Source organism: Cupriavidus sp. 01L46 (genome assembly GCF_056399905.1).
The window spans coordinates 1-24,408 of the sequence record NZ_JBFTSF010000077.1 but is presented as its reverse complement, the minus strand read 5'-3'; the positions used below and the strand labels follow the sequence as shown (position 1 = coordinate 24,408).

Below are 24,408 nucleotides of genomic sequence, written 5' to 3'. Positions count from 1 at the left end.
CATTGATATAGATCCGCTCCAGCGCCAACACACCCGCCTCAACAAAAACCGGCATCCGCTTGCGCGTCCCGAACGGCGACGTTCCCCCCACCAAATATCCACTGTGCCGCTGCGCCACCTCCGGCTTGCACGGCTGCACGCTCTTGTGCCCGGTTTGCCGCGCCAGGTTCTTGGTAGACACCGAACAGTCTCCATGCATCAGCACGATCAGCGGCTGCGCACGCTCGTCTTCCATGACCAGGGTCTTGATCACCGCGTGCTCCTCCACGCCAAGCTGGCGCGCCGATTCCCCCGTGCCGCCATGCTCGACGTAGGCATAGGCATGCTCGCCAAAGGCAACCCCATGCTGCTTGAGGAACTGGGTGGCGGGGGTTTCCGAAACGTGTTTGGTCTTGCTCATGATGGATGACGGATCGCAATGACCGCGCTGGCAACCTAGCCGCGCGGATGGTGGTGCTGGTGCAGCTCGCGCAGGCGCTCGCGCGCCACGTGCGTGTAGATCTGCGTGGTGGAAATATCGGCGTGCCCCAGCAGCAACTGCACCACGCGCAGGTCCGCGCCGTGGTTGAGCAGATGGGTGGCAAAGGCATGCCGCAAGGTGTGCGGTGACAGCGGCGCGTAGATCTCGGCTTCGCGCGCGTGGCGCTTGATCAGGTGCCAGAAGGCCTGGCGCGTCATGCCGTCGCCGCGCTGGGTGACGAACAACGCTTCGCAGGCACGCTCGCCCAACAGCGCAGGCCGGCCTTCGGCCAGGTAGCGGCGCAGCCAGTCGCCGGCCTCGGTGCCAAACGGCACCAGGCGCTCCTTGTTGCCCTTGCCGCCCACCACGCGCGCCACGCCCTCGTTCAGGCTGATCTCGATGGTCTTCATCTGCGTCAGCTCGGACACACGCAGGCCGCTGGCATACATCAGTTCCAGCATGGTGCGGTCGCGCAGGCCAAGYGGCGTGGCGGTGTCGGGTGTCTCCAGCAGCGCCTCGACCTGGGCTTCGGTCAGCGTCTTGGGAAAGCGCGGGGGCTGCTTGGCCGGGCGCAGCAGCAGGCAGGGATCGGCCGTGATCATGTGCTCGCGCAGCGCCCACTGGAAAAAGCGCTTGAACACCGTCAGGCGCCGGTTGGCGGACGAGGCGCGGGTTTCCAGGTGGCGCGAGGCGAAGTAGCCGTTGAGGGCGCTGTCGTTCACCGCCAGCAGCGCGCAGGTGCCCGAGGCATGCAGCCAGCGCGACAGCAGCGCCAGGTCGCGCCGGTAGGCGTCGATGGTGTTCTGCGCGAGGCCGTCTTCGAGCCACAGCGCGTCACAGAAGCGGTCGACCAGGGCCAGGTCGGCGAGCAGGGCTGGGCTGTCCTCGGTGTCGATGGTGTCGATGGCGGCTTTGCCGCTTTCGATGTCGTCTTCGATGTCGTCGAAATGGCCGCTGTCGTCGCTGTCGTCGCTGTCGTCGCCGTCGTCAATCTGCGCAATGTCGTYCATGCCAGCATCACCCCTTCGTGGCGCAGCAGCCAGCGTTTGATGTCAAGGAAGAAGCCGTCGCCGTCATGGTTGGCAAAGCCGCCGATGCCGCTGGCGCCAACCACGCGATGGCAGGGAATCACCAGCGGGAAGAAATTCGCCCCGCACGCCTGCCCGACCGCGCGCGGCGCGCTGGCGATCTGCCGCGCCACCGCGCCATAGGTGGTGACCTTGMCACGCGGCACGTTCGAGATCGCTTGCCAGACCCGGCGCTGGAACGCGCTGCCGACCGGCGCCAGCGGGATATCGAAGCGTGCGTCCGGATCGGCGTAGTAGGCCTCCAGCTGCCGCGCCAGGCGTTGCGTGACCGCGTTGGCCGGCTCGACGAGCTGCATGCTCGCGGGCAGGTAGACGATCTCGCGGACGAATTCGCCGTCGGTGCGCACGCCGATCTTGCCGAAAGGGGCTGGGAGGATGGCGTCGAAGATGGAGTCCATGGCAGGGGTGGGAAGCGCGATCCTGGATTTTAGAGCATGGCGGCGGCGCCGGGATGCGCGGTGGCGTGCGGGGCGCACCGCGGAAGGGCCATGCAACCAGTTTGACTGGGGTTTCCCCTTCCTTGAGTTCTGGTCTGGCTTATTATTTAATTCAAACTGAATTAATTAATGCCGCAGCCAGATGCAACGCCACCGCCACCCAGCGTGCAACGTGATGCGGGCGGCACTCATAACAGGTTTCGGAGACGACATGAACAGTGCCAAGGCCGGCCGCGGCGTGAATTCCGCCAGTTTGCGGCTGTACAACGAGCGCGCGCTGCTGCTGGCGCTGCGGCATGCCGGGGAGGCGTCCAAGGCGGACCTCGCCCGCATCGCGCAGCTCACCAACACGGCGGTGGGCAGCATCGTGCAGACGCTCACCGAGGATGGCCTGATTCATGTGGCCGGCCGCCGCCAGGATGGGCAGCGTGGCCAGCCGGCCAGCCTGATCCGCCTGCAGCCCAAGGGCGCGTTCGGCATCGGGGTCCGGCTGGACCGCGGCAGCATCGAGTGCGTGATGGTGGACTTTGGTGGCGAGATCCTCGCTGGCCGCGCTCACCAGATGGTCCTGCCTCACCCGGAGCAAGCGCTGGCGCTGGTGCGCGACGACGTGGCCGAACTGCGTGCGCTGCTCACGCCGGACGAGCGCAAGCGCCTGCTTGGCATCGGCGTGGCCCAGCCCTATAACCTCGGTGCCTGGCTGCGCGAGCTGGACCTGCAGGACGAGGCATCGCAGGCCACCTTCCGCGCCTGGGATGCCGTGGACTTCGCCGCAGCGCTGTCGGATGCCACCGGCCTGCCGGTGTTCGGCGAGAACGACGGCACCGCCGCTGCGGTGGCCGAGCTGTTCTACGGCAGCCACCACGCGCAGAGTTTCCTCTATGTCTTCGTCGGCCCGGCGATCGGCGGCGGCGTGGCGCTCAATGGCGACTGCGTGCGCGGCGTGTCGGGCAATGCCGGCGACATCGGCATGATGCCGGTGCAGCCYAGCAGCCTGGCCTCCGCGCCGCGCACCGGCAAGCGGCGCGACATCCTGCTGGCGCGCGCCTCGCTCAATGCGCTGACGCGCCACCTGCGCCACCACGGCGTGGCCATCGACGGCCACGCCGACCTGGAAGCGCAGGTGCGCGGCCAGCACCCGGCGGTGGCGGAGTGGCTGGACGACTGCATCGATGCGCTGGCGCCTGCCATGCAATCCGCGCTGGCGGTGCTCGACGTGCCGCTGATCATCCTTGACGCCGATATCGACGGCGGCCTGGTGCAGGCGCTGATCGAGCGCCTGCAAGGCGAGCTGGATGACGGCGCGCCCGAGGCACGGCGAGCGCCACGCGTGGTGCGTGGCTGCTTTGGTGCCAACGCCGGCGCGGTCGGTGCCGCGTCGCTGCCGATGTTCATGAATTTCTCGCCGCGGGCCGACATGCTCAAAGGCGCATCCGCCATGATTCCGGAGGCCAACCATGCCATCGTCTGATCTGTCCCTTTCGGCTGCTTCGGCTGCCTCGCCTATTTCGGCTGCTTCATCCGATACGTCCACCAAGGCGCCGCTGCTGGCGCTGCGCAATATCTGCAAGACCTTCCCCGGCGTGCGCGCGCTGCGCAATGTCGAGCTCACGGCCTACGCTGGCGAGGTCCACGCCCTGATGGGCGAGAACGGTGCCGGCAAGTCGACACTGATGAAGATCCTGTCCGGCGCCTACACCGCGGACCCCGGCGGCGAATGCCATATCGACGGGCAACKGGTGCAGATCGATGGGCCGCAATCCGCGCGCGACCTTGGCGTGGCGGTGATCTACCAGGAGCTCAGCCTGGCGCCTAACCTGAGCGTGGCCGAGAACATCTATCTGGGCCGCGCCCTGCAGCGGCGCGGGCTGGTGGCGCGCGGCGACATGGTGCGCGCCTGCGCGCCCACGCTGGCCAGGCTCGGCGCGGATTTCTCGCCCGCGGCGAACGTGGCGAGCCTGTCGATCGCGCAGCGCCAGCTGGTGGAAATCGCGCGGGCCGTGCACTTCGAGGCGCGTATCCTGGTGATGGACGAGCCCACCACGCCGCTGTCCACGCACGAGACGGATCGCCTGTTTGCGCTGATCCGCCAGCTGCGCGGCGAAGGCATGGCGATTCTCTATATCAGCCACCGCATGGCCGAGATCGACGAGCTGGCCGATCGCGTGACCGTGTTGCGCGACGGCTGCTTCGTCGGCACGCTGGACCGCGCGCACCTGTCGCAGGCGGCACTGGTCAAGATGATGGTGGGGCGCGACCTGTCGGGCTTCTACACCAAGACGCACGGCCAGCCGGTCGCGCGTGAGGTGATGCTGTCCGTGCGCGACGTGGCCGATGGCAGGCGCGTCAAGGGCTGCAGCTTCGACCTGCGCGCCGGCGAGGTGCTGGGGCTGGCGGGCCTGGTCGGCGCGGGCCGCACGGAGCTGGCGCGGCTGGTGTTCGGCGCCGACGTGCGCACGCGCGGCGAGGTCCGGATTGCCAGCCCGGCCAGCCCCGGCGGGCTGGTCACGCTGCCGGCCGGCGGCCCGCGCCAGGCCATCGATGCCGGCATTGCCTACCTGACCGAGGACCGCAAGTTGCAGGGCCTGTTCCTGGACCAGAGCGTGCACGAGAACATCAACCTGATCGTGGCCGCGCGCGACGCACTTGGCCTCGGCCGCCTGAACCGGCCGGCCGCGCGCCGCCGCACGACCGAGGCCATCGACACGCTGGGCATCCGCGTGGCGCATGCGCAGGTCAACGTGGGCGCGCTGTCCGGCGGCAACCAGCAGAAGGTGATGCTGTCGCGGCTGCTGGAAGCCCAGCCGCGCGTGCTGATCCTGGATGAGCCCACGCGTGGCGTGGACATCGGCGCCAAGTCGGAGATCTACCGGCTGATCAACGCGCTGGCCCAGAGCGGCGTGGCGATCCTGATGATTTCCAGCGAGCTGCCCGAAGTGGTGGGCCTGTGCGACCGCGTGCTGGTCATGCGCGAGGGCGCGCTGGCCGGCGAGGTGCGCCCCGCCAGCAGCGCGGCCGAAACCCAGGAACGCATCATCGCGCTGGCCACCGGCGCGGCCGCGCAGCCGGCGCCCGCATGGGCGGACGTGCCGCTCGCTGCCGCTGGCAGCGCAACCGGCATCACGCTGCATTGAGGCAAGGCGCGGCCTGTGCGCCGCCCACCAGAGACAGAACCATCGACGCCGGCGCAGCAACGCTGCGCAGCCGCCGGCGCAGGAGACAACCATGCATGAATCCATCACCCGTCCCGCCGCTTCCGCTGGCGCTTCATTGCCCGCGGCCACCCTCGGCCGCCTCACCACCCAGGAGCGCCTGCGCGCGCTTGGCATGCTGCCCGTGCTGGTGCTGCTGTGCATTGGCTTCTCGGTGCTGACCGAGAACTTCGCCGGCTGGCAGAACCTGTCGATCATCGCGCAGCAAGCCTCCATCAACATGGTGCTGGCCGCGGGCATGACCTTCGTGATCCTGACCGGCGGCATCGATTTGTCGGTGGGCTCCATCTTGTCGATCTCGGCGGTGGTGGCGATGCTGGTGTCGCTGATGCCGCAGCTCGGCATGCTGAGCGTGCCGGCCGCGCTCTTGTGCGGCCTGCTGTTTGGCCTCGTCAACGGCGCGTTGGTCGCTTTCATGAAACTGCCGCCGTTCATTGTCACACTGGGYACGCTGACGGCGGTACGCGGGCTGGCGCGGCTGGTCGGCAACGACAGCACGATCTACAACCCGGATATCGGCTTTGCCTTTATCGGCAACGGCGAAGTGCTGGGCGTGCCCTGGCTGGTGATCATCGCCTTCGCCGTGGTGGCGGTGTCGTGGTTCGTGCTGCGCCGCACCGTGCTGGGCTTGCAGATCTACGCGGTGGGCGGCAATGCCGAGGCGGCGCGCCTGTCCGGCATCAAGGTGTGGGTCGTGCTGCTGTTCGTGTACGCGGTGTCCGGGCTGCTGGCGGGGCTGGGCGGCGTGATGTCCTCCGCGCGCCTGTATGCGGCCAACGGGCTGCAGCTGGGCCAGTCGTACGAGCTCGATGCCATCGCCGCGGTCATCCTGGGCGGCACCAGCTTCGTGGGCGGCACCGGCTCCATCGTCGGCACGCTGGTCGGGGCGCTGATCATCGCGGTGCTGTCCAACGGGCTGGTGCTGCTGGGCGTGTCCGATATCTGGCAATACATCATCAAGGGCCTGGTGATCATTGGCGCGGTAGCGCTCGACAGCTATCGCCGCAAGGGCTCGGCGCGCACGTGAGGCCTGCGTGACCTGACCACCGGCTACTGGAGACACGATATGTCCAAGCAATACCAATACCTGGCGGCACTGGCAATGGCGGCAATGAGCCTGCTGTGCGCCGGCGCGGCCGCACAGAGCGCGCCTGACGCCGCACCGGCGAGCGCGGCCGCAGAGCGGCCGCTGAAAAAAGTCGGCGTCACGCTCGGCTCGCTCGGCAACCCGTATTTCGTCGCGCTGGCGCACGGCGCCGAAGCCGCCGCCAGGAAGATCAACCCGGATGCCAAGGTCACGGTGCTGTCCGCCGACTATGACCTCAACAAGCAGTTCTCGCATATCGATAGCTTCATCGTGTCGAAGGTGGACCTGATCCTGATCAATGCGGCCGACGCGCGCGCCATCGAGCCCGCGGTGAAGAAGGCCCGCAAGGCCGGCATCGTGGTGGTGGCGGTGGACGTGGCGGCGGCGGGCGCGGACGCCACGGTGCAKACCGACAACACGCAGGCCGGCGAGCTGGCCTGCGCCTTCCTCGCTGAGCGGCTGGGCGGGCGCGGCAACCTCATCATCCAGAATGGCCCGCCGGTGTCTGCCGTGCTGGATCGCGTGAAGGGCTGCAAGACGGTGCTGGGCCAGCATCCCGGCATCCACGTGCTCTCCGATGACCAGGATGGCAAGGGCTCGCGCGAGGGCGGCCTCAACGTCATGCAGCTTTACCTGACCCGCTTCCCCAAGATCGATGCGGTCTTCACCATCAACGACCCGCAGGCTGTCGGCGCCGACCTGGCCGCGCGTCAGCTGAACCGCCGTGGCATCCTGATCGCGTCCGTYGACGGCGCGCCCGATATCGAGGCCGCGCTCAAGGCCAACACGTTGGTGCAGGCCTCGGCCAGCCAGGACCCGTGGGCCATCGCCCGCACCGCGGTGGAGATCGGCGTGGGGCTGATGCATGGCCAGGCGCCCGCAAACCGCACCGTGTTGCTGCCGCCCACATTGGTGACGCGAGCGAATGTGAACGCGTACAAGGGCTGGGCCGCGCCGCGCTAGCTGGGCAGCGCTCCGCGCCCAACTGACAACCGAATTCCCCATAACCGACCAACCGACCAACCAACCGATCAACCGACTGGTGAAACCATGCCAAACAATGCTGTAGGCGCAGTCCCCGAATTCGACTTCGTGCTGTTCGGCGGCACCGGCGACCTGGCCACGCGCAAGCTACTGCCGGCGCTGTTTGACGCGCATTGCGTGGGCTCGTTGCACACGCGCGGGCGTATCCTCGCACTCGGCAGCCAGCCGCTCGGCCAGGATGCCTACCTGGCCATGCTGGAGTCCAAGGTGCGTCCGGCGCTGCCCGCTGCCGCCGCGGCCGAAGTCTGGCAGGCCTTTGTCGCGCGCATCCTTTACCTGCAGGTGGACGCCAACGTGCCGGACGGCTTCGATGCACTCGCCGAACTGGTGCGCGCTCGCGCCGCACCGGTGGTGGTGTTCTACCTGGCCACCGGCCCGCAGCTGTTCGTGCCGATCTGCGAGCAACTGGCCCGCACCGGCCTTAACCACGCAGGCGTGCGCATCGTGCTGGAAAAGCCGCTGGGCCACGACCTGGCGTCCTCCGATGCGATCAACTCCGCGGTGGCGCAACACTTTGCCGAAGACCAGATCTACCGCATCGACCATTACCTGGGCAAGGAGTCGGTGCAGAACCTGATGGCGATGCGCTTTGGCAACGTACTGTTCGAACCGCTGTGGCGGCGCGAATGGGTGCGCGATGTGCAGATCACCATCGCCGAGGAAATCGGCGTGGAAAAGCGCGGCGCGTTCTACGATGGCATCGGCGCGCTGCGTGACATGGTGCAGAACCACCTGTTGCAACTGTTGTGCATGGTGGCGATGGAGCCGCCGGCCAGCTTGTCGGAGGACGCGATCCGCGACGAGAAGCTGAAGATCCTCAAGGCGCTCAAGCCCATCGAGTTGAACGAGGTCGCCGAGAAGGTGGTGCGCGGGCAATATTGCCGTGGCGCGGCGGCCGGCGACGCAGTGCCGGGCTATGTGAACGAGCCCGCTGTCGCGCCCGGCAGCCAGACCGAGACCTTCGTCGCCATCAAGGCGGAGATCGCCAACTGGCGCTGGGCCGGCGTGCCGTTCTACCTGCGTACCGGCAAGCGCATGCAGTCGCGCCTGGCCGAGATCGTGATCCAGTTCCGCGACGTGCCGTACTCGCTGTTCCCGCGTCCGCTGGATCACGAGCCCGGCAACCGGCTGGTGATCACGCTGCAGCCGGAGGAAAGCATCCGCCTGCATTTCCTGGTCAAGCATCCCGGCGACACGCAGGCGCTGCAGCCTGCCACGCTGGACCTGCAACGCATGCTGCCGCGCGGGCAGGGCAATCGCCACGAGCGCAAGACCGGCGCTTACGAGCGGCTGCTGCTCGACGTGATCCGCGGGCGGCTCGGGCTGTTCGTGCGGCGCGACGAGCAGGCGCAGGCCTGGCGCTGGGTCGCGCCGATCCAGCAGGCCTGGGCGCAGAGCAATCTCGCGCCCAAGCTCTACACCGCCGGCACCTGGGGGCCGGCGGCGTCGAGCGCGCTGCCCTCGCGCGATGGCGCGGTGTGGCACGAAGAGCTGTGAGACGTCTGTGAGACGCGTTGTGAAGCCAGTCTGAAGCATGGCGCCGCGCCGGYGGTTGCCGGCGCGGCGGCGAGTACAGGAGTTGATTCGATGTCCACGATGTCCCCGATGTCCCCGATGTCAGAAAGGTCTCGTTCCCTGCCGACCTGGCAGCGGCTGCAAGCGCATGCGCACACCATCCGCCATGCCCACCTGCGCGACTGGTTCGACGGCCAGCAGGGCGAAGCCCGTGGCGCCAGCTTCGTGGCCGAGGCGGCTGGCCTGACGCTGGACTACGCCAAGAACCGCGTCACCGACACCACCATGGCGCTGCTCTTCGCGCTGGCCGACGAGGCCGGCGTGAGTGCGCGGCGCGATGCCATGTACCGCGGCGAAGCGGTCAACACCACCGAGCGCCGCGCCGCGCTGCATATGGCGCTGCGCGCGTGGCCGGAGGACGGCTTTCACGCGCAGGGCGTGGCGGTGGCCGGCGACGTGGCAGCGGTGCTCTCTCAGATGGAGCGCTTTGCCGACGCGGTGCGCGGCGGCACRTGGCGCGGCTGGAATGGCCGCCGGATCACCGACGTAATCAATATCGGCATCGGCGGCTCGGACCTCGGCCCGCGCATGGTTTGCCGCGCGCTCGCGCACCTGGACACCGAAGGGCCGCGCCTGCATTTCGTCGCCAACGTGGACGGCAGCGATCTTGCMGCCGTGCTCGCGCGGCTGGACGCCGCCAGCACGCTGGTGGTGGTTTGCTCCAAGACCTTCAGCACGCTGGAAACCATGGCCAACGCGCACACCGCGCGCACCTGGTTCCTGCGCCATGGCGTGCCGCAGGCACAGTTGGCCAGCCACTTCGTCGCGGTCTCCACCAACCGGCAAGCGGTGGCTGCGTTCGGCATCGACCCCGCCAATATGTTCCCGTTCTGGGACTGGGTGGGCGGGCGCTTTTCGCTGTGGTCCGCGGTGGGGTTGTCGATTGCGCTGGCCGTTGGCTTTGCGCGCTTTCGCCAGTTGCTCGATGGCGCCCGCGCCATGGACCGGCATTTCGCCGAGGCCGACGCGCCGCAGAACATGCCGATGATCCTCGGCCTGCTCGATGTCTGGTATCGCAGCTTCCTGGGCACCGGCAGCCGCTGCGTGGCGCCGTATTGCGAGCCGCTCGAATTGCTGCCGGCCTTCTTGCAGCAGCTCGAGATGGAGAGCAACGGCAAGTCCGTGCAGCTCGACGGCGCGGCCGCCGCGCAGGGCACCGCGCCGGTGGTGTGGGGCACCACGGGCACCAACGGACAGCACGCCTACTTCCAGATGGTGCACCAGGGCTCGCACTGGATGCCGGTGGATTTCATCGCCGCGCTGGAGCCGGTGCACCCGATGCCGGGCCACCATGGCAAGCTGCTCGCCAACTGTTTTGCGCAAGGCGAGGCGCTGCTGCGCGGGCGCACCGCGCAAGAGGTCAGGGCGCTCGGCGTGCAGGACGAAGCGCTGGTGCCGCACATGGTGTTCGAGGGCAACCGCCCCAGCAATACGCTGTTGCTGCAGCGGCTCGATCCGTATCACCTGGGCGCATTGATCGCGCTCTCGGAGCACCGCACTTTCGTGCAGGGCGTGCTGTGGAATATCAACTCGTTCGACCAGTGGGGCGTGGAGCTSGGCAAGCAGCTTGCCGCGCCGATCGCCTGCGAGCTCGACGGCGGGCCGGCCCGCCCGCATGATGCTTCCACCGCCGGCCTGATCCGGCGCGCATTGGCTGCTGCATCGGCCTGGCAAGGCTGACGCGCGGCAGTGCGCGCATACGGAAAACCGAGAAAGAGGATGCAATGACAACGACATCATGGCCAGCCTACGTCGTCTTCGGCGAGGCATTGACCGATATGGTCCACCAGGGCGGGCAGGACTGGCTCGGCCTGCCCGGCGGCTCGTGCTGGAACGTGGCCCGCGTGGGCGCGCGGCTGGGCGTGCCTACCGCCTTCGCCGGCGCGATCAGCGCCGACACGCTGGGCGACCAGCTGGCCGAGGCCAGTGCCGAAGCTGGCCTGGACCTGCGCTTCCTGCAGCGCGTGGAGCGCTCGCCGTTGCTGGCGTTTGTCGGCGCGCAGCACCCGCCGCAGTATTTCTTCGTCGGCGACGACAGCGCCGATCTCTACTTCGATCCCGAACGCTTGCCGCCGGGCTGGCGCCAGGCCGCGCGCACCGTGCACTTCGGCTCGCTCAGCCTCGCGCGCCAGCCGCTCGCCGCGCGCCTGTGCACGGAAGCCACGCAGGCCAGGGCCGCGGGCAAGCGCATCGCCTTCGATCCCAACTTCCGCACGCCCATGCGCGCGCCGGAGTATCAGGCCGCCTTTGCGCATATGGCTGGCCTGGCGGACTACATCAAGGTATCGGACGAAGACCTGCGCGGCCTGTACCCCGCGTTGGACGAACACGCCGCGCTCGCCGCGCTCAGGGCGCTGGCTCCGCAGGCGCGCGTGCTGCTGACGCGCGGCGCGGATGGCATGACGCTGCTGCACGGGGATGGTGCTTGCGAGCAGCCGGTCTTCGCCGTCGATGTGGTGGATACCGTTGGCTGCGGCGACGCTGCGATGGGCGGATGGATGGCGGGATTGCTGCTGGACCCCGAGGCGACGCTGGCGCGGCAGGCGCGATGGGCTGCCGCTACCGCGGCGGTGGCGGCCACGCGTGCAGGGGCGTATTCGCCGACCGTGGCCGAGGTGAGCGTGCTACTGGGCGAGGCGGCGGTTTTGGCCTGACAAAGCCGGATCTGCGTTGCCGTGCTCCCCTCTCCCCGGCCCTCTCCCCCTGAGGGGAGAGGGAGAGACAGCCGTCGTCACGGCGCGTGGCTTTGGCCTGTTCGGCGGCTTCGGCTAGTGCCGCGGGCTTGCCGCCAACATCACTGCTCCAGCTTGATGTTCTGCACCTTCACCAGCGTCTTCATCTTCTCGAACTCCTTCTTGATCTCTGCCGCATGCTCCGCCGGGGTGTTGCCCGAAGGTTCCGCGCCGGCAGTGCGCAGGCGCTGCTGGAAGTCCTTGTCCTGCAGCGCCTTGACCGCGGCTTCGTTCAGCTTCTTGATGACTTCGTCAGGCGTGCCGGCCGGGGCCACCAGGCCGTACCAGGCCGGGTCGTTCGGCTCTTTCAGGCCGAGCTCGCCGAAGGTCGGCACGTTCGGCAGGGAGTCGATGCGCTTGTTCCAGGCCACCACGATCGGGCGCAGCTTGCCGGCCTTGATGTAGGGCATCGAGGAGGGCAGGTTGTCGACCATGATCGGCACCTGGCCGGCCAGCACGTCGTTCAGCGCCGGGCCCGCGCCGCGGTAGGGGATATGGACCATGAAGGTCTTGGTCGAGACCTTGAACTGCTCGCCCAGCATGTGGCCGAAGGCGCAGGTGCCGGAGGTCGCGTACGAGTACTTGCCCGGATTGGCCTTGAGCACGGCCAGGAACTCCTTGTAGTCCTTGGCCGGGAAGTTCGGGTTGACCGCGATGACGTTGGCCACGTTGGCCAGGTTGGTGACGGGCTTGAAGTCCTTGATCGGGTCGTACGACAGCTTGGGGTTGCAGGCCGGGTTGACCGCCATGGTGGAGACCGTGGAGATGCCGATGGTGTAGCCGTCGGGCGCGGCCTTGGCGATGGCGTCGGCGCCGATCGAGCCGCCCCCGCCGGCGCGGTTTTCCACTACCACGGGCTGGCCCAGGATACGGCTCATCTGGTCGGCCGCGCCGCGGCCCACGATGTCCGTCGTGCCGCCGGGCGCAAACGGGATGATCAGCCGGATCGGCTTGGTCGGGAAGCTCTGCGCCTGCGCCACGGAGGCCGCTGCTGCCAGGCCAAGGGCCAGGGCGATTTTGCTGGTTTGCATGAGATCGTGTCTCCCGTCAAAGGACCGGGCGGGGATATCCGCCCAAGGTAAAGAACGCCGGCGACGCTGCCGCGGTGGCGGGGCTTTGAAGCCGGCGGCGTGAGTTCTGGCGGGCGGGCCTGAAGGCCGCCCGGGGGCTAACCGCCCAGGAGCCCGCGCTTGAGATCCCGGTCGACCGGATGGTCGCCAAGGAAGATGCGCAGCACGGCCTGGTAGAAATCTTCGCCCGGGATCGGCTTGCCGCGCGGCGTGCCGTTGATGGCGACCACGGTGCCGCCATCGGGCGAAAAGTCAAAATTGATCACATCGCCCTTGCGGGCGGTGCCCATCTGCTCCATGGTCTGGCGCAGCTGGAGCAGGCGCTCGGACAGCCTCTGGAACTGGATCTCGTTGTGGTTTTCGCGGATACCTTCGTTCAGGGCCTTGATAAAGGCATCGGATGGCACCTCGCGCAGCGGCCGGATCTGCAGGCGCTTGGGGCCGTGGGCGCCCAGCACCACGGTCGCGTTGCGCGCCTTCTCCGGCAGGTAAAGGGCGGCCACATAGCCCTTGATGATGAACATCGAGCGCAGGCCGGTGCCGTTGAGCTGCAGTTCCTTGCCGCCGACCCGGGTGGCGTCGTCGATCCGCATGCCCTCGATGTCATTGGCGCGCGCGGGCTCCGGCGCCATAGCCAGGGCGGCGCCCACGCAGAGGGTGAGCGCCAGCAGGCTTGCGCGGCGGACGAGCGGTTCGCACGCGAACAGGGTACGACGGGAAAACATAAAGGCTGGACGGTACGACGGAACGTGCCATAGTCCGCGATTTCTGAAACAATACCAATTGGTATCTGCCCTAGGCTGCACTTGGCGTGCGCGGCGGCCATCACAATAACTAAAACCAACCGATGTCTTCTGCTCTCCTGTTGGTGCCGGATTTCAGCCTGATCCTGATCGGCTGGCTGCTGGTGCGCTATTCCCCGTTCGACCGCGCATTCTGGGCTGGGGTGGAGCGCCTGGTGTATTTCGTGCTCTTCCCCGCGCTGCTGTTGCAGTCCACCAACAGCGCCAGGTTCGATTTTTCCTCCACGTCGGCCATGCTCGGCCTGTCGCTGTTGACCACCGCCTTTGGCATGGTTGGCGGCTACGCCGTCAAATGGGCGATGCGGCTGGCGCCGCTGGATTTCGCTTCCGGCCTGCAGACCGCGTTCCGCTTCAATTCCTATATTGGGCTGGCGTTGGCCGCGCGCCTGGGCGGCAGCGAGGGCCTGGCCATGATGGCGGTGATCGTCGGCTGCACGGTGCCGCTGTGCAATGTGGCCGCGGTATGGGCGCTGGCCCGTCACGGCGAAACCCGCCTGTGGCGCGAGCTGGCACGCAACCCGCTGATCCTGGCCACCGCAGGGGGCTTGCTGACCAACCTGGCAGGCCTGCACCCGCCGGAGGTGGTGGGCATGACGCTGGCCCGGCTGGGCTCCGCGTCCACCGCGCTGGGGCTGATGACGGTCGGCGCGGGCCTGCAGATGAGTGGGGTGACGGGGGCGATCGGGCCGGTGGCGTGGTGGAGCGGCGTCAAGCTGGTGGCCATGCCCTGCTTTGCCTGGGCGGTGGGGCGCCTGCTGCCGCTGACCGAGCTGCAGTCGCAGATCGCGGTGCTGTTCGCCTCGCTGCCGACCGCGTCGAGCGCCTACATCCTGGCCGTGCGCATGGGCGGCAACGGCCCGATGGTGGCGGCGACGATCTCGGTCATGACCGTGGCGGCCATCGTCACCACGCCGTTCTGGCTGTCTCTCGTCAGTTAGCTCGTCAGTTAGCGGGCGCTTGGGCCAGCGCCCAGTCGATATGCTCGCGCACCAGCGGGCTGGCCTCGKCCTGGCGCGCGCGCAGCGCCGCGCGGATGCGCGCGCACAGCGCCGTGTCGCCGCTGGCGAAGGCCGCGCGCAGGCTGTTGCCCAGCCCCACCGCCAGGTTGCGCAGCCAGCGTTCATGGCCGATGCGGCGGATCGGGCTGCCTTCCAGCCGCTGGTTGAATTCCGCCTCCGTCCAGCCGAACAGCTCGGCCATGTCGGGCGCGTCGAAGCCATTGCGCACGTCGAAGTCCGGCAGCGTGGCGCGGTGGGCGAACTTGTTCCACGGGCAAGCCAGCTGGCAGTCGTCGCAGCCATACACGCGGTTGCCCATTGGCGCGCGCAGTGCCTCGGGGATGGCGCCCTTGTGCTCGATGGTCAGGTAGGAGATGCAGCGGCGCGCGTCGATCCGGTAGGGCTCCAGGATGGCCTGGGTCGGGCAGATATCGATGCAGCGGCGGCAATGGCCGCAGTGGCCAGATTCCGGCGCGTCGGCGGGGAAGGGCACATCGACCAGGATCTCGCCAAGGAAGAACATCGAGCCGCCATCGCGGTCGAGCAGCAGCGTGTGCTTGCCGCGCCAGCCCAGCCCGCCCTGAGCGGCCAGCGCCACCTCCATCACCGGCGCCGAGTCGGTGAAGACGCGATAGCCGAACGGGCCGATGGCGGCTTCGATGCGGCTGGCGAGCTGCTGCAGGCGGTTGCGCAGCACTTTGTGATAATCGCGGCCCCGTGCGTAAAGCGAGACCACGGCGGTGGCGGGGTCGTCGAGTCGGGCAAGTTCATGGGCGCGCCAGTCGTGCGGGCCCGCAGCGGGCAGGTACGGCATGCGTGCCACGATGGCGCGCACCGTGCCGGGCACGAGTTCGGCGGGACGGGCGCGCCGCAAGCCGTGGTTCGCCATATAATCCATGTCGCCGTGGTAGCCCTGCGCCAGCCACGCCAACAATCCTGCTTCAGCCCGGCTCAGATCCACGTCGGCAATGCTGATCGCATCGAAGCCGAGCTCCGTGCCCCAGGCCCGGATCGAGCCCACCAGCGCCTCCAGCCCGGCGGCGTCCGTGCCTGCATGCACAACGGACGAAGCCAGGGGCGGCGCAAGGCCAGGCGCTGCCCCGTGGGCGGCGCTGCTGGCAGGAGGGGGCGAGGCGGTTGGCGCCTGGGCTGCTCGGTCGATCATTCCCGAATTGTACGCAATGCCCCTGCTCCAAGAACGCACACTCAACCTGCCCGACGAAGCGGCCACCGCCCGGCTGGGCGCGGCGCTGGCCGAGGCCGTGCGCAAGCTGCCGCCCCAGACCGTGCACCTGCAGCTCTCGGGTGACCTTGGCGCCGGCAAGACCACGCTGTCGCGCGCCATCCTGCGCGCGCTAGGCCACGCGGGCAAGGTGCGCAGCCCTACCTACACATTGTGCGAGCCGTATTCGGTCACGCGCGCCGATGGCTCGCCGCTGACCGCCTACCACTTTGACCTGTACCGCTTCGCCGATCCGGAGGAGTGGGCCGATGCCGGTTTTCGTGATTGTTTTGCCGAACCGGCCGTGAGCCTGGTGGAATGGCCGGAGAAAGCCGGGCGCTTGCTTGGGGAACCGGACCTTCACTTGTTGCTCCAATCGGACATCAGCGACGCCGACGACGCGGCCGAACGCCGTATCGTTACGCTTCGTGCCTATACTCAGACTGGACTTATCCTGCTTTGCGCATGCTGATCAAGCGACTCGCCACCGACCGACCCGACGATATCCAGCTGGCCCGCCGCAAATGGCTGGCGCAGTGCCTCAAGGCCGGCGCCGGCAGCGTGGTGCTCACGCTGGCCGGGCCGCAGATCGCCTTTGGCGCCGGCATCGTCGCGGTGCGGGTCTGGCCCGCCGAGGAATACACCCGCGTCACCATCGAATCCGATGAGCCGCTAGCCGCCGTCCACCAGATGATCCACGGCCCCGACCGGCTGGTGGTGGACATCGATGGCCTCGATCTCTCGCCCACCCTGCGCGAGCTGGTGGCCAAGATCACCTCCAACGATCCCTATATCCAGACCGTGCGCGTGGGCCAGAACCGGCCGCGCGTGGTGCGGCTGGTGTTCGACCTGAAGGAAAACGTCTCGCCGCAGGTGTTCACGCTGGCGCCGATCGGCAGTTACCGCAACCGCCTGGTGTTTGACCTGTACCCCGTCAACCCGCCGGATCCGTTGTGGACGCTGGTGCGCGACACCGAGGACAAGCAGCGCAGGTTTGCCGCCACGCAGCCCTCGGCCGGCGCGGACGGCGTGTCCGGCGCGCCTGCCTCCGGCGAGGAAGACGCCATTGGCGCACTGGTGCGCAAGTTCGAGGACAAGGGCGCCAACCCGGTGCCAGCCCTGCCGCCGATGGCAGCTGTCAAGCCCAGGCCGCCCGCGCCTTCCTCACCATCGGCGCCACCGGCACCGCCGCTGGCACAGAACAACCCGCCTGCGGCCCTGCCTGCCAACAACCCGCCGGCGGACCGTTCCTTCAAGATGCGCCGCCTGCTGACCGTCGCGATCGATCCCGGCCATGGCGGCGAGGATCCCGGCGCCACCGGCGCGTCCGGCTCGCGCGAGAAAGACGTGGTGCTGCAGATCGCGCAGCGGCTGCGCGCCAAGATCGATTCCCAGCCCAATATGCGCGCCATGATGACGCGCGACGCGGACTTCTTCGTGCCGCTCAACGTACGCGTGCAGAAGGCGCGCCGGGTGCAGGCCGACCTGTTCGTGTCCATCCATGCCGATGCCTTCCTCTCGCCGGAAGCCAAGGGCGCCTCGGTGTTCGCCTTGTCCGAGCGCGGCGCGTCCAGCACCGCCGCGCGCTGGATGGCCAACAAGGAGAATGCCTCCGACCTGATCGGCGGCGCCAACATGGGCAACAAGGATGCGCAGGTGGCGCGGGTGCTGCTGGACTTGTCCACTACCGCGCAGATCAACGACAGCTTGCAGGTGGGCAAGGCCGTGCTGGCGGAGATCGGCGGCGTCAACCGGTTGCACAAGGGCAGCGTGGAGCAGGCGGGCTTTGCCGTGCTGAAGGCGCCGGACATCCCGTCGATCCTGGTCGAGACCGCTTTCATCAGCAATCCCGAGGAAGAGCGCAAGCTCAACGACGAGAGCCACCAGGAGCAACTGGCCAACGCCATCCTGCGTGGCATCAAGAACTACTTCGCGCGCAATCCGCCGCTGGCGAAGAATCCGTCGGTGTAAGAGGCGGCGCCTGAAAACAAAACGGCCGGCAACATCGTTGCCGGCCGTTTGCCATGCAGCGCGCTGACGCGCTGACATTCAGGCGCGGGCGGTCGCCCCGTCGGGCAGCGCGTCGCGGCCGGCGTAACGCGAGGCAATCACCGAGCACACGATCAGTTGCAACTGGTGGTAGACCATCAGCGGCAGCACCAGCAGGCCCAGCGCCGGGTGGCCGGCAAACAGGATCTTGGCCATCGGGATGCCGTTGGCCAGGCTCTTCTTGGAGCCGCAGAACACCGCGGTGATCTCGTCTTCCACCGAGAAGCCGAGGCGGCGCGCGGTGAAGGTGGTGGTGGCCAGGATCACCACCAGCAGCACGGCGGCGAGCGCCATCACGGCACCGATGGTTTCCCAGCTGTACTTGTGCCACAGGCCGGCKGCGGTGGCGTCGCAGAACGACGAGTACACGATCAGCACGATCACGCCGCGGTCGATCTTGTTGGTGATCTGCTTCTTCTTGGCCAGCCAGCTGCCGATCAGCGGGCGGGCCAGCTGGCCGAGCGCGAACGGCAGCAGCAGTTGCAGCGCCACGCCGGTCAGCGCCTTGCCCAGCGGCATCGACGCGCCGCTGGCGCTGATCACCAGCCCCATCAGCAGCGGCGTGACGGCCATGCCGATCAGGCCCGAGATGGTGGCATTGAAGATCGCGCCGGGCAYGTTGCCGCGCGCCATCGAGGTCATCGCCACGGACGACGACACGGTGGACGGCAATGCGCACAGGTAGAACACGCCCAGCAGCAGCTCGGCGGGCAGCATGTTGCGCAGGCCGAACATCAACGCCAGCCCGACCACCGGGAAGACGATGTAGGTGAAGCTCTGCACGAAGGCATGCAGGCGCCAGTGGCGCGCGCCGGCCACCAGCTTGTCGCGCGACAGCGCGGCGCCGTGCAGGAAGAACACCAGGGCCACGCCCAGGTTGGTGACCATGCCCAGGTGCAGCGGGCCATCGCCGGCGCCGATTTGCGGGGCCAGCAGCGCGATGCCGATGGCGCTCAGCATGATGAGCACGAACCCGTCGATCAGGTCGTAGATTTTCTTGAAGGGTGAGAGGATGGCGGACATGACGGCAAGGTTGGATTAGGGTTTCGCCTAGTATTGGACGTCAGTGACGCCTAGAATGCAAATTCATTTATCGCATCCATTCATCTCATAKACGCATGAATTACACATTGCGCCAGTTGCGGGTCTTCCTCGCCGTGGTCGGGCATGGCAGTTTCAGCCGTGCCGCGGATGCTGTTGGCCTGACGCAGCCCGCGGTCAGCCGGGGCGTTGCCGAGCTGGAAGAGGCACTTGGCGTGCGCTTGCTCGACCGCACCACGCGGGAGGTGGTGGTGACCGACGCGGGGCAGGCCCTGGCCCCTGCAATCGAGCGCCTGCTTGGCCAGCTGGACGATACGCTGGAAGAAACGCGCCAGCTTGGCGAGCGCTATCGTGGCCGCGTTGTGATTGCCAGTGCACCCACGATATCCGCGCGGCTGATGCCGCTGTATGTGTCGACCTGCGCGCGCCAGTATCCGGATATTCGCCTCAGCGTGCGCGACAACGTGCAGGCCGATGGCCTTGAGCAGATCCGCGCGGGGGCCGTGGACTTTGGCGTGTTGATCGATCCTTTGGCGCCGGAAGGCTTGACCATCGCGCCGCTGGCGACCGATCCGTTTTGCTTCGTGTGCCGGCGTGATCACCCGCTGGCCAATGCCGACTCGGTGCCGTGGTCCGCGCTGGACGGCATGCCGCTGGTGCTGCTGGATTTTGCCTCGGGCAGCCGGCCCCTGATCGACCGCATTTTCGCCAGCCATGGCGTGGCGCCCAGCGTGGTGCAGGAGCTGGGGCATTCGGCCAGCGTGTTCGGCATGGTCGAGGCCGGCATCGGCGCTTCGGTCCTGCCCTCGTTCTCGCTGCCGTTGCCCGCGGCATCCCCTCTGGTCTGGCGGCCGCTCACGCCGCGCGAGGAGCGGCGCATCGTCATGGTCTGCCGGGAAGACCGCTCCCTATCGCCCTCGGCCGCCGCCGTGTGGCAGATGGTGCAGAGCCTGCCATTGCCGGCCGAGCCGGCCATGCCGCAGTGACGGGCGCTCGCCCGGCTTAACTGCTTAACTGCGCGTTGCCGTGACCATCACCGCTTCCAGCGCAAAGCTGCCGTCGGCCTTGACCAGGTAGTGGTCGCGTACTTCCGCCGGCGCCAGTTGCCACAGGTGCTGGATGGCGGCCACCGCCACGGGCGGCGTGCGCATGCGCTGTACCCAGGTGGCGAACTCCAGCTCGATGCGCCAGGCGGGCGACACGCTGGCCGTGAAGCCCGCAGTCTCCAGCATCGCTTTCCACTCGGTACCGGTGTAGTCGCGGATATGCGACGGGTCGCGCAGCAACTCCACCGATTGCAGCCAGGTGTCGGGCAGCGGGTCGTCCGAGCCGGCGATATCGATCAGCACGACCTTGCCGCCCGGCTTGAGCACCCGGTGCATTTCCGCCAGCGCCGCCGGCACGTTGCGCCAGTGGTGCGCGCTCATGCGCGAGATCACCGCGTCGAAGCTGGCGTCGTCGAAGGGCAGCGATTCCGCGGCGCCCTGTCGGGTGCGGATATTCGCCAGCCCCTTGTCGCGCGCCGCGCCTTCCACTACGGCCAGCATTTCCGCCGACAGATCGTAAGCCGTCACTTGCTCCGCGACCCCCGCTGCGGCAAAGCTGGCGTGGCCCGCGCCGCAACCCAGGTCGAGCACCCGCGCCGCCGGCAGCGCCGCCAGTTCCTGTGCAAGCTGCTGCAAGTCCGCGCCCTGGGCGTGGACCGCGCTGGTGAGGTAGGCGCTGGCGGTGGCGCCGAACTGGGCGGCAACGAGTTCTTGTTGTTGCATGAGGCTCTCCTGGCGGCAATGGCCGCTGGTGGGTTCTGGTGACCGGGGACCGGGGGATGGGTGACGGGGGGACTTGCTCGCGTAGCGGGTTCGACGTACTGTAGCAGCCTGTTTTCCCGGTACAAGTCAGGGTTTTATCCTGGTATAAAACGCACCAGCTTTTGCCCGGCTACCTGCATCGCCCGCTCAGCCCCCCATGACAGAATACGCGCCAACCGATCCCGCCAAGCCACACGAACTCACGCGCGAAGCCGTGCTGGGCCGCTTCCTGCGGGCGCATCGCGAGCGTCTGGCCCCGGCCGAAGTTGGCCTGGCCCCCGGCCGGCGGCGGCGCACGCCGGGCTTGCGGCGCGAGGAGCTGGCACAGCTCGCGGGCCTGAGCGCTACCTGGGTGACGTGGCTGGAGCAGGGCAGGCCGGTGGCGCTGTCGGCCCGCGCGCTGGCCAGCCTGGCCGGCGCGCTGCGGCTGTCGCGCGCGGAACGGGCCTACCTGTTCGAGCTGGCTGGCCGGCGCGACCCTATGCAGGCGCAGGACGAACACGCGCCAGCAGCAGTCCTCGCCAGCGTGGAAGCCATCAACGGCCCGGCCTATCTGCTGGACCGGCAATGGAGCGCGCTGGCATGGAATGCCGCCGCCGCCGACCTGTTCGTGGGCTGGCTCGATCCCGCCAGCGAAGACCGCAACCTGCTGCGCAGCATGTTCTTGTCGCCGGGTTTGCAGGCATTGGTGGAGGACTGGCCGCACCGGGCGGCACGGCTGGTGTCGGAGTTTCGCGCGCACAGCATCCGCCATGCCGACGATCCGCCGATGCGCGCGCTGGTGGAGGGGCTGATTGCACAGAGCCCGGTGTTCCGCGCCGACTGGCTCTCGCAGGATGTCGAAGAGCGGCAGGGCGGGCGGCGGGGCTTTCGGCATCCGTTGCGCGGGCTGCTGCATTTCGAGCAGCTCACGCTGGTGCCGGCCGCCGCGCCGGGCCTGACGCTGGTGATGCTGATGCCGGCGTGAAGGGCGGCCGGCAAAGGCCGGGACGGCGTTACTTCGGCTGCATGCGGATGGCGCCGTCGAGCCGGATCACTTCGCCGTTGAGCATGGGGTTGGCGATGATGGATCCCACCAGCTTCGCATACTCGGCCGGGCGGCCCAGGCGCGGCGGGAACGGCACCATTTTGCCCAGCGCGTCCTGCACCTCCTGCGGCATGCCCAGCAGCATCGGCGTCTCGAACAGCCCCGGCGCAATCGTCATGCAGCGCACGCCGTCGCGCGACAGGTCGCGCGCGATGGCCAGCGTCATGGCGACCACGCCACCCTTGGAGGCCGCGTAGGCGGCCTGCCCGATCTGGCCGTCGAAGGCCGCCACAGATGCCGTATTGATGATCACGCCACGCTCGCCTTCCGCGTCGGGTGTGTTCTGCACCATGGCCGCGGCAGCCAGCCGGATCATGTTGAAGGTGCCGATCAGGTTGACGCGGATGGTCTTGTCGAAGGCGTCGAGCGGGTGCGGGCCGTTCTTGCCCACCGTCTTGTTGGCGGTAGCGATGCCGGCGCAATTGACTAGGCCGGCCAGGCGGCCCAGCGCGGTGGCGGCCGCCACGGCGGCCTGCCCGTCGGCCTCGCTGCTGACGTCGCAGCGCACGAACTTCCCGCCCAGCTCGGCGGCCAGCGCGGTGCCGGCGGCTTCGTTGAGGTCGGCGATCACTACCTTGCCGCCCGCGGCGGCGAGCATGCGGGCGCTGCCCTCGCCGAGCCCGGAGGCGCCGCCGGTGACGATAAATACGTTGTCGCGGATTTCCATCGTTGTCTTCCTCGCTTGGATGTGTGGTCTTTTGGTTTTCTGGCGCTGCAGATACGGCATGTTGGCATAACGTTTACGTAAACGTCAATTCGGCGTCAATTCGGCGATGCGATCTCCGCGGATGGCGGCGGCAATAAAAAAGGCGACCCGAGGGTCGCCTTTTCCACCTGCAGCGCCGGATGCGCGCGGCTTACTTCAGTGCTTCGAACACACGCGAAGTGATATCTTCCACGCTGCCAACGCCCGCGATCTTGCGGTACTGCGGCGGTGCCACCTTGGCGGCGGCGTCGCCATTGGCGGCCCACTTGGAGTAGTAATCCACCAGCGGACGGGTCTGTTGGGAGTAGACGTCGAGGCGCTTCTTGACGGTCTCTTCCTTGTCGTCGTCGCGCTGGATCAGCGCCTCGCCGGTGGCGTCGTCCACGCCTTCCACCTTGGGCGGGTTGTACTTGACGTGATAGGTGCGGCCCGATGCCACGTGCACGCGGCGCCCGCTCATGCGCTCGATGATGGCATCGAACGGCACGTCGATTTCCAGCACGTAGTCGATCGCCACGCCTGCTTCCTTCATGGCCTCGGCCTGCGGAATGGTGCGCGGGAAGCCATCGAACAGATAGCCGTCCTTGCAATCGGCCGCCTGCAGGCGGTCCTTGACCAGGCCGATGATGATGTCGTCCGACACCAGGCCACCTGCGTCCATCACCTTCTTGGCGGCCACGCCTAGCGGCGTGCCAGCCTTCACCGCGGCGCGCAGCATGTCGCCAGTGGAGATTTGGGGGATGCCGAACTTCTCGCAGATGAACTGGGCTTGCGTGCCTTTGCCGGCGCCAGGCGCGCCCAACAGGATCAAACGCATTACGGGTCCTCAGAGTTTTAAATCTTGTATGGCAGGGGGAATGGAAGGAGGGTAACGCCGAAACTTGACGCGAGGCTTACCAACGCCGTCGGGACGGCGCGCCTCAGGTCGGAGTCTGGTCTGTTGACGGCCGGCACGCTGACGCCTCTGCCGCTGGCGGCGGGCGGGTACCGATCGGGCTCACTTTTCATCTCCCCACCGAGCCTTGGCCGGGCGCCCGGGCGCCCGACGGCTCTGTATCGTCAAGCATTATGCCATGATGCGGCGCGAAATCGGCTTGCCGCTACGGTGACATCTGTCATGACTTATGTCGTAAGTCATGCGACGACCGCCGCAGCCGGCGGTCATCGCCAAGTGCGCTCAGGGGCCTTCCTGTGCCATGGCCTGCGCCCACAGCGCACGCACACGATCCAGGTCGGCCTGCGTGTCAACGCCCGGCGCGGGCACTGCCGCTGTTTCCAGCACGCCGATGCGCTCGCCATGCCACATCGCACGCAGCTGCTCCAGGGCTTCCGTCTGCTCCACCGGCGACAGCGCCAGCGTGGGAAAGCGCCGCAGGAATCCGGCGCGGTAAGCATACAGGCCAATGTGGCGCAATACCGGCATGGCTGGCAAGGCCACCTGGGCATTGGCTGCCGCCGCGGCCGGCACACCGGCCCAGGCGTCGCGGGCCCAGGGGATCGGCGCGCGGGAGAAATACAGCGCGCGGCCGGCGGCATCGCACACGACTTTCACCACATTGGGGTTGAACACCTCGGCAATCTCGCTGATCGGATGCGCAGCGGTGGCGATGGCGCAATCGGCATGGTGCGCCAGGTGCAGCGCTACCTCGTCGATCAGGCTGGGCTCGATCAGCGGCTCATCGCCCTGCACATTGACCACGATGGCGTCGTCCGGCAGGCCCAGCAATGTAGCCACTTCGGCCAGGCGGTCAGTGCCCGAGGGGTGGTCGGCACGCGTGATCACGGCTTCGATGCCGTGCGCCGCGCAGGCTGCCGCCACTTCGGGCGCGTCGGTGGCGACCACCGTGCGCTGCGCCGACGAGGCGTGGGCGCGCTCGGCCACGCGCACGATCATGGGCTTGCCGCCGATATCGGCCAGCGGCTTGTTGGGCAGCCGGGTGGAGGCCAGGCGTGCCGGGATGACGACGGTAAAAGCGGGCAGCGACATGG

The 24,408-nt window shown here is 68.0% G+C and carries 22 protein-coding genes and 1 pseudogene; 12 read left to right on the top strand and 11 right to left on the bottom strand.

Features of this window, described 5'->3' with window-relative positions; all coding sequences use genetic code 11:
• The 3 genes and pseudogenes from AC1DS3_RS16100 to AC1DS3_RS16090 form a co-directional block, all read right to left on the bottom strand.
• A partial coding sequence (locus AC1DS3_RS16100; protein ID WP_477127525.1) for a YbaK/EbsC family protein occupies nt 1-400 on the bottom strand: 400 nt, incomplete at its 3' end.
• Between the two features lie 35 nt (nt 401-435).
• Complete coding sequence (xerD, locus tag AC1DS3_RS16095; RefSeq protein ID WP_477127524.1) at nt 436-1,470, bottom strand: site-specific tyrosine recombinase XerD; 1,035 nt, start codon at nt 1,468-1,470, stop codon at nt 436-438.
• Nucleotides 1,471-1,472: 2 nt separating this feature from the next.
• A pseudogene (locus tag AC1DS3_RS16090) lies at nt 1,473-1,946 on the bottom strand (methylated-DNA--[protein]-cysteine S-methyltransferase); the annotation flags it as partial.
• A gap of 250 nt (nt 1,947-2,196) precedes the next feature.
• On the opposite strand from AC1DS3_RS16090, the gene AC1DS3_RS16085 reads away from it, so the two are divergent.
• The 7 genes from AC1DS3_RS16085 (at nt 2,197) to AC1DS3_RS16055 (ending at nt 11,557) form a co-directional block, all read left to right on the top strand.
• Entirely contained in the window at nt 2,197-3,456 is a 1,260-nt protein-coding gene (locus tag AC1DS3_RS16085; protein ID WP_441639577.1) for an ROK family transcriptional regulator, read from the top strand.
• Entirely contained in the window at nt 3,443-5,119 is a 1,677-nt protein-coding gene (locus tag AC1DS3_RS16080; RefSeq protein ID WP_477127523.1) for a sugar ABC transporter ATP-binding protein, read from the top strand. The genes AC1DS3_RS16085 and AC1DS3_RS16080 overlap by 14 nt, the downstream gene beginning before the upstream one ends.
• 91 nt (nt 5,120-5,210) lie before the next feature.
• Complete coding sequence (locus AC1DS3_RS16075; RefSeq protein ID WP_441639579.1) at nt 5,211-6,224, top strand: ABC transporter permease subunit; 1,014 nt, start codon at nt 5,211-5,213, stop codon at nt 6,222-6,224.
• A gap of 39 nt (nt 6,225-6,263) precedes the next feature.
• Nucleotides 6,264-7,247 carry an ABC transporter substrate-binding protein gene (locus AC1DS3_RS16070; RefSeq protein ID WP_477127522.1) on the top strand — a complete coding sequence of 328 codons (984 nt, stop codon included), beginning with the start codon at nt 6,264-6,266 and terminating at the stop codon, nt 7,245-7,247.
• Nucleotides 7,248-7,334: 87 nt separating this feature from the next.
• Entirely contained in the window at nt 7,335-8,825 is a 1,491-nt protein-coding gene (gene zwf, locus AC1DS3_RS16065; protein WP_441639581.1) for a glucose-6-phosphate dehydrogenase, read from the top strand.
• 90 nt (nt 8,826-8,915) lie between these two features.
• The gene (pgi, locus tag AC1DS3_RS16060; protein WP_441639582.1) at nt 8,916-10,583 is read left to right on the top strand and encodes a glucose-6-phosphate isomerase; all 1,668 of its coding nucleotides are present in this window, start codon (nt 8,916-8,918) and stop codon (nt 10,581-10,583) included.
• Nucleotides 10,584-10,627: 44 nt separating this feature from the next.
• Nucleotides 10,628-11,557, top strand: a complete 930-nt coding sequence (locus AC1DS3_RS16055; protein WP_441639583.1) for a carbohydrate kinase family protein — start codon at nt 10,628-10,630, stop codon at nt 11,555-11,557.
• A 140-nt stretch (nt 11,558-11,697) separates the two neighbouring features.
• Here the strand turns inward: AC1DS3_RS16055 and AC1DS3_RS16050 are convergent, their stop codons facing one another.
• On the bottom strand, nt 11,698-12,666 hold the full coding sequence (locus AC1DS3_RS16050) for a tripartite tricarboxylate transporter substrate binding protein BugE (RefSeq protein WP_253930730.1): 969 nt from the start codon (nt 12,664-12,666) through the stop codon (nt 11,698-11,700).
• A 137-nt stretch (nt 12,667-12,803) separates the two neighbouring features.
• A complete protein-coding gene (locus AC1DS3_RS16045) occupies nt 12,804-13,430 on the bottom strand; it encodes a chalcone isomerase family protein (protein ID WP_441639584.1) in 627 nt (208 codons plus the stop codon).
• Between the two features lie 122 nt (nt 13,431-13,552).
• On the opposite strand from AC1DS3_RS16045, the gene AC1DS3_RS16040 reads away from it, so the two are divergent.
• The gene (locus tag AC1DS3_RS16040; protein WP_441639585.1) at nt 13,553-14,446 is read left to right on the top strand and encodes an AEC family transporter; all 894 of its coding nucleotides are present in this window, start codon (nt 13,553-13,555) and stop codon (nt 14,444-14,446) included.
• A 4-nt stretch (nt 14,447-14,450) separates the two neighbouring features.
• Here AC1DS3_RS16040 and queG read toward each other — a convergent pair whose 3' ends face one another.
• Entirely contained in the window at nt 14,451-15,671 is a 1,221-nt protein-coding gene (gene queG, locus AC1DS3_RS16035) for a tRNA epoxyqueuosine(34) reductase QueG (RefSeq protein ID WP_477127521.1), read from the bottom strand.
• A 16-nt stretch (nt 15,672-15,687) separates the two neighbouring features.
• Between queG and tsaE the strand changes: the two genes are divergently transcribed.
• Nucleotides 15,688-16,200 (top strand): tRNA (adenosine(37)-N6)-threonylcarbamoyltransferase complex ATPase subunit type 1 TsaE, encoded by a 513-nt coding sequence (gene tsaE / locus AC1DS3_RS16030; protein WP_441639587.1) that lies wholly within the window; start codon nt 15,688-15,690, stop codon nt 16,198-16,200.
• Nucleotides 16,194-17,699: an N-acetylmuramoyl-L-alanine amidase gene (locus tag AC1DS3_RS16025; RefSeq protein WP_441639588.1), complete on the top strand. Its 1,506-nt coding sequence runs from the start codon at nt 16,194-16,196 to the stop codon at nt 17,697-17,699. The genes tsaE and AC1DS3_RS16025 overlap by 7 nt, the downstream gene beginning before the upstream one ends.
• A 78-nt stretch (nt 17,700-17,777) precedes the next feature.
• Here AC1DS3_RS16025 and AC1DS3_RS16020 read toward each other — a convergent pair whose 3' ends face one another.
• A complete protein-coding gene (locus AC1DS3_RS16020) occupies nt 17,778-18,800 on the bottom strand; it encodes a bile acid:sodium symporter family protein (RefSeq protein ID WP_477127520.1) in 1,023 nt (340 codons plus the stop codon).
• Nucleotides 18,801-18,895: 95 nt separating this feature from the next.
• Here AC1DS3_RS16020 and AC1DS3_RS16015 point away from each other — a divergent pair, with 95 nt between their 5' ends.
• Nucleotides 18,896-19,804, top strand: coding sequence for a LysR family transcriptional regulator (locus AC1DS3_RS16015; protein ID WP_441639590.1), 909 nt, complete (start codon nt 18,896-18,898; stop codon nt 19,802-19,804).
• A 24-nt stretch (nt 19,805-19,828) separates the two neighbouring features.
• On the opposite strand, the gene AC1DS3_RS16010 is transcribed toward AC1DS3_RS16015, so the two are convergent.
• The gene (locus AC1DS3_RS16010; protein WP_441639591.1) at nt 19,829-20,587 is read right to left on the bottom strand and encodes a class I SAM-dependent methyltransferase; all 759 of its coding nucleotides are present in this window, start codon (nt 20,585-20,587) and stop codon (nt 19,829-19,831) included.
• A gap of 196 nt (nt 20,588-20,783) precedes the next feature.
• On the opposite strand from AC1DS3_RS16010, the gene AC1DS3_RS16005 reads away from it, so the two are divergent.
• A complete protein-coding gene (locus AC1DS3_RS16005) occupies nt 20,784-21,593 on the top strand; it encodes a helix-turn-helix transcriptional regulator (RefSeq protein ID WP_441639592.1) in 810 nt (269 codons plus the stop codon).
• Between the two features lie 28 nt (nt 21,594-21,621).
• Here the strand turns inward: AC1DS3_RS16005 and AC1DS3_RS16000 are convergent, their stop codons facing one another.
• The 3 genes from AC1DS3_RS16000 to kdsB form a co-directional block, all read right to left on the bottom strand.
• Nucleotides 21,622-22,380, bottom strand: a complete 759-nt coding sequence (locus AC1DS3_RS16000) for a 3-hydroxyacyl-CoA dehydrogenase (protein ID WP_441639593.1) — start codon at nt 22,378-22,380, stop codon at nt 21,622-21,624.
• A 190-nt stretch (nt 22,381-22,570) separates the two neighbouring features.
• Nucleotides 22,571-23,236: an adenylate kinase gene (gene adk / locus AC1DS3_RS15995; RefSeq protein ID WP_441639594.1), complete on the bottom strand. Its 666-nt coding sequence runs from the start codon at nt 23,234-23,236 to the stop codon at nt 22,571-22,573.
• 360 nt (nt 23,237-23,596) lie between these two features.
• Nucleotides 23,597-24,406, bottom strand: a complete 810-nt coding sequence (gene kdsB, locus AC1DS3_RS15990; RefSeq protein WP_441639595.1) for a 3-deoxy-manno-octulosonate cytidylyltransferase — start codon at nt 24,404-24,406, stop codon at nt 23,597-23,599.
• Nucleotides 24,407-24,408: the final 2 nt, after the last annotated feature.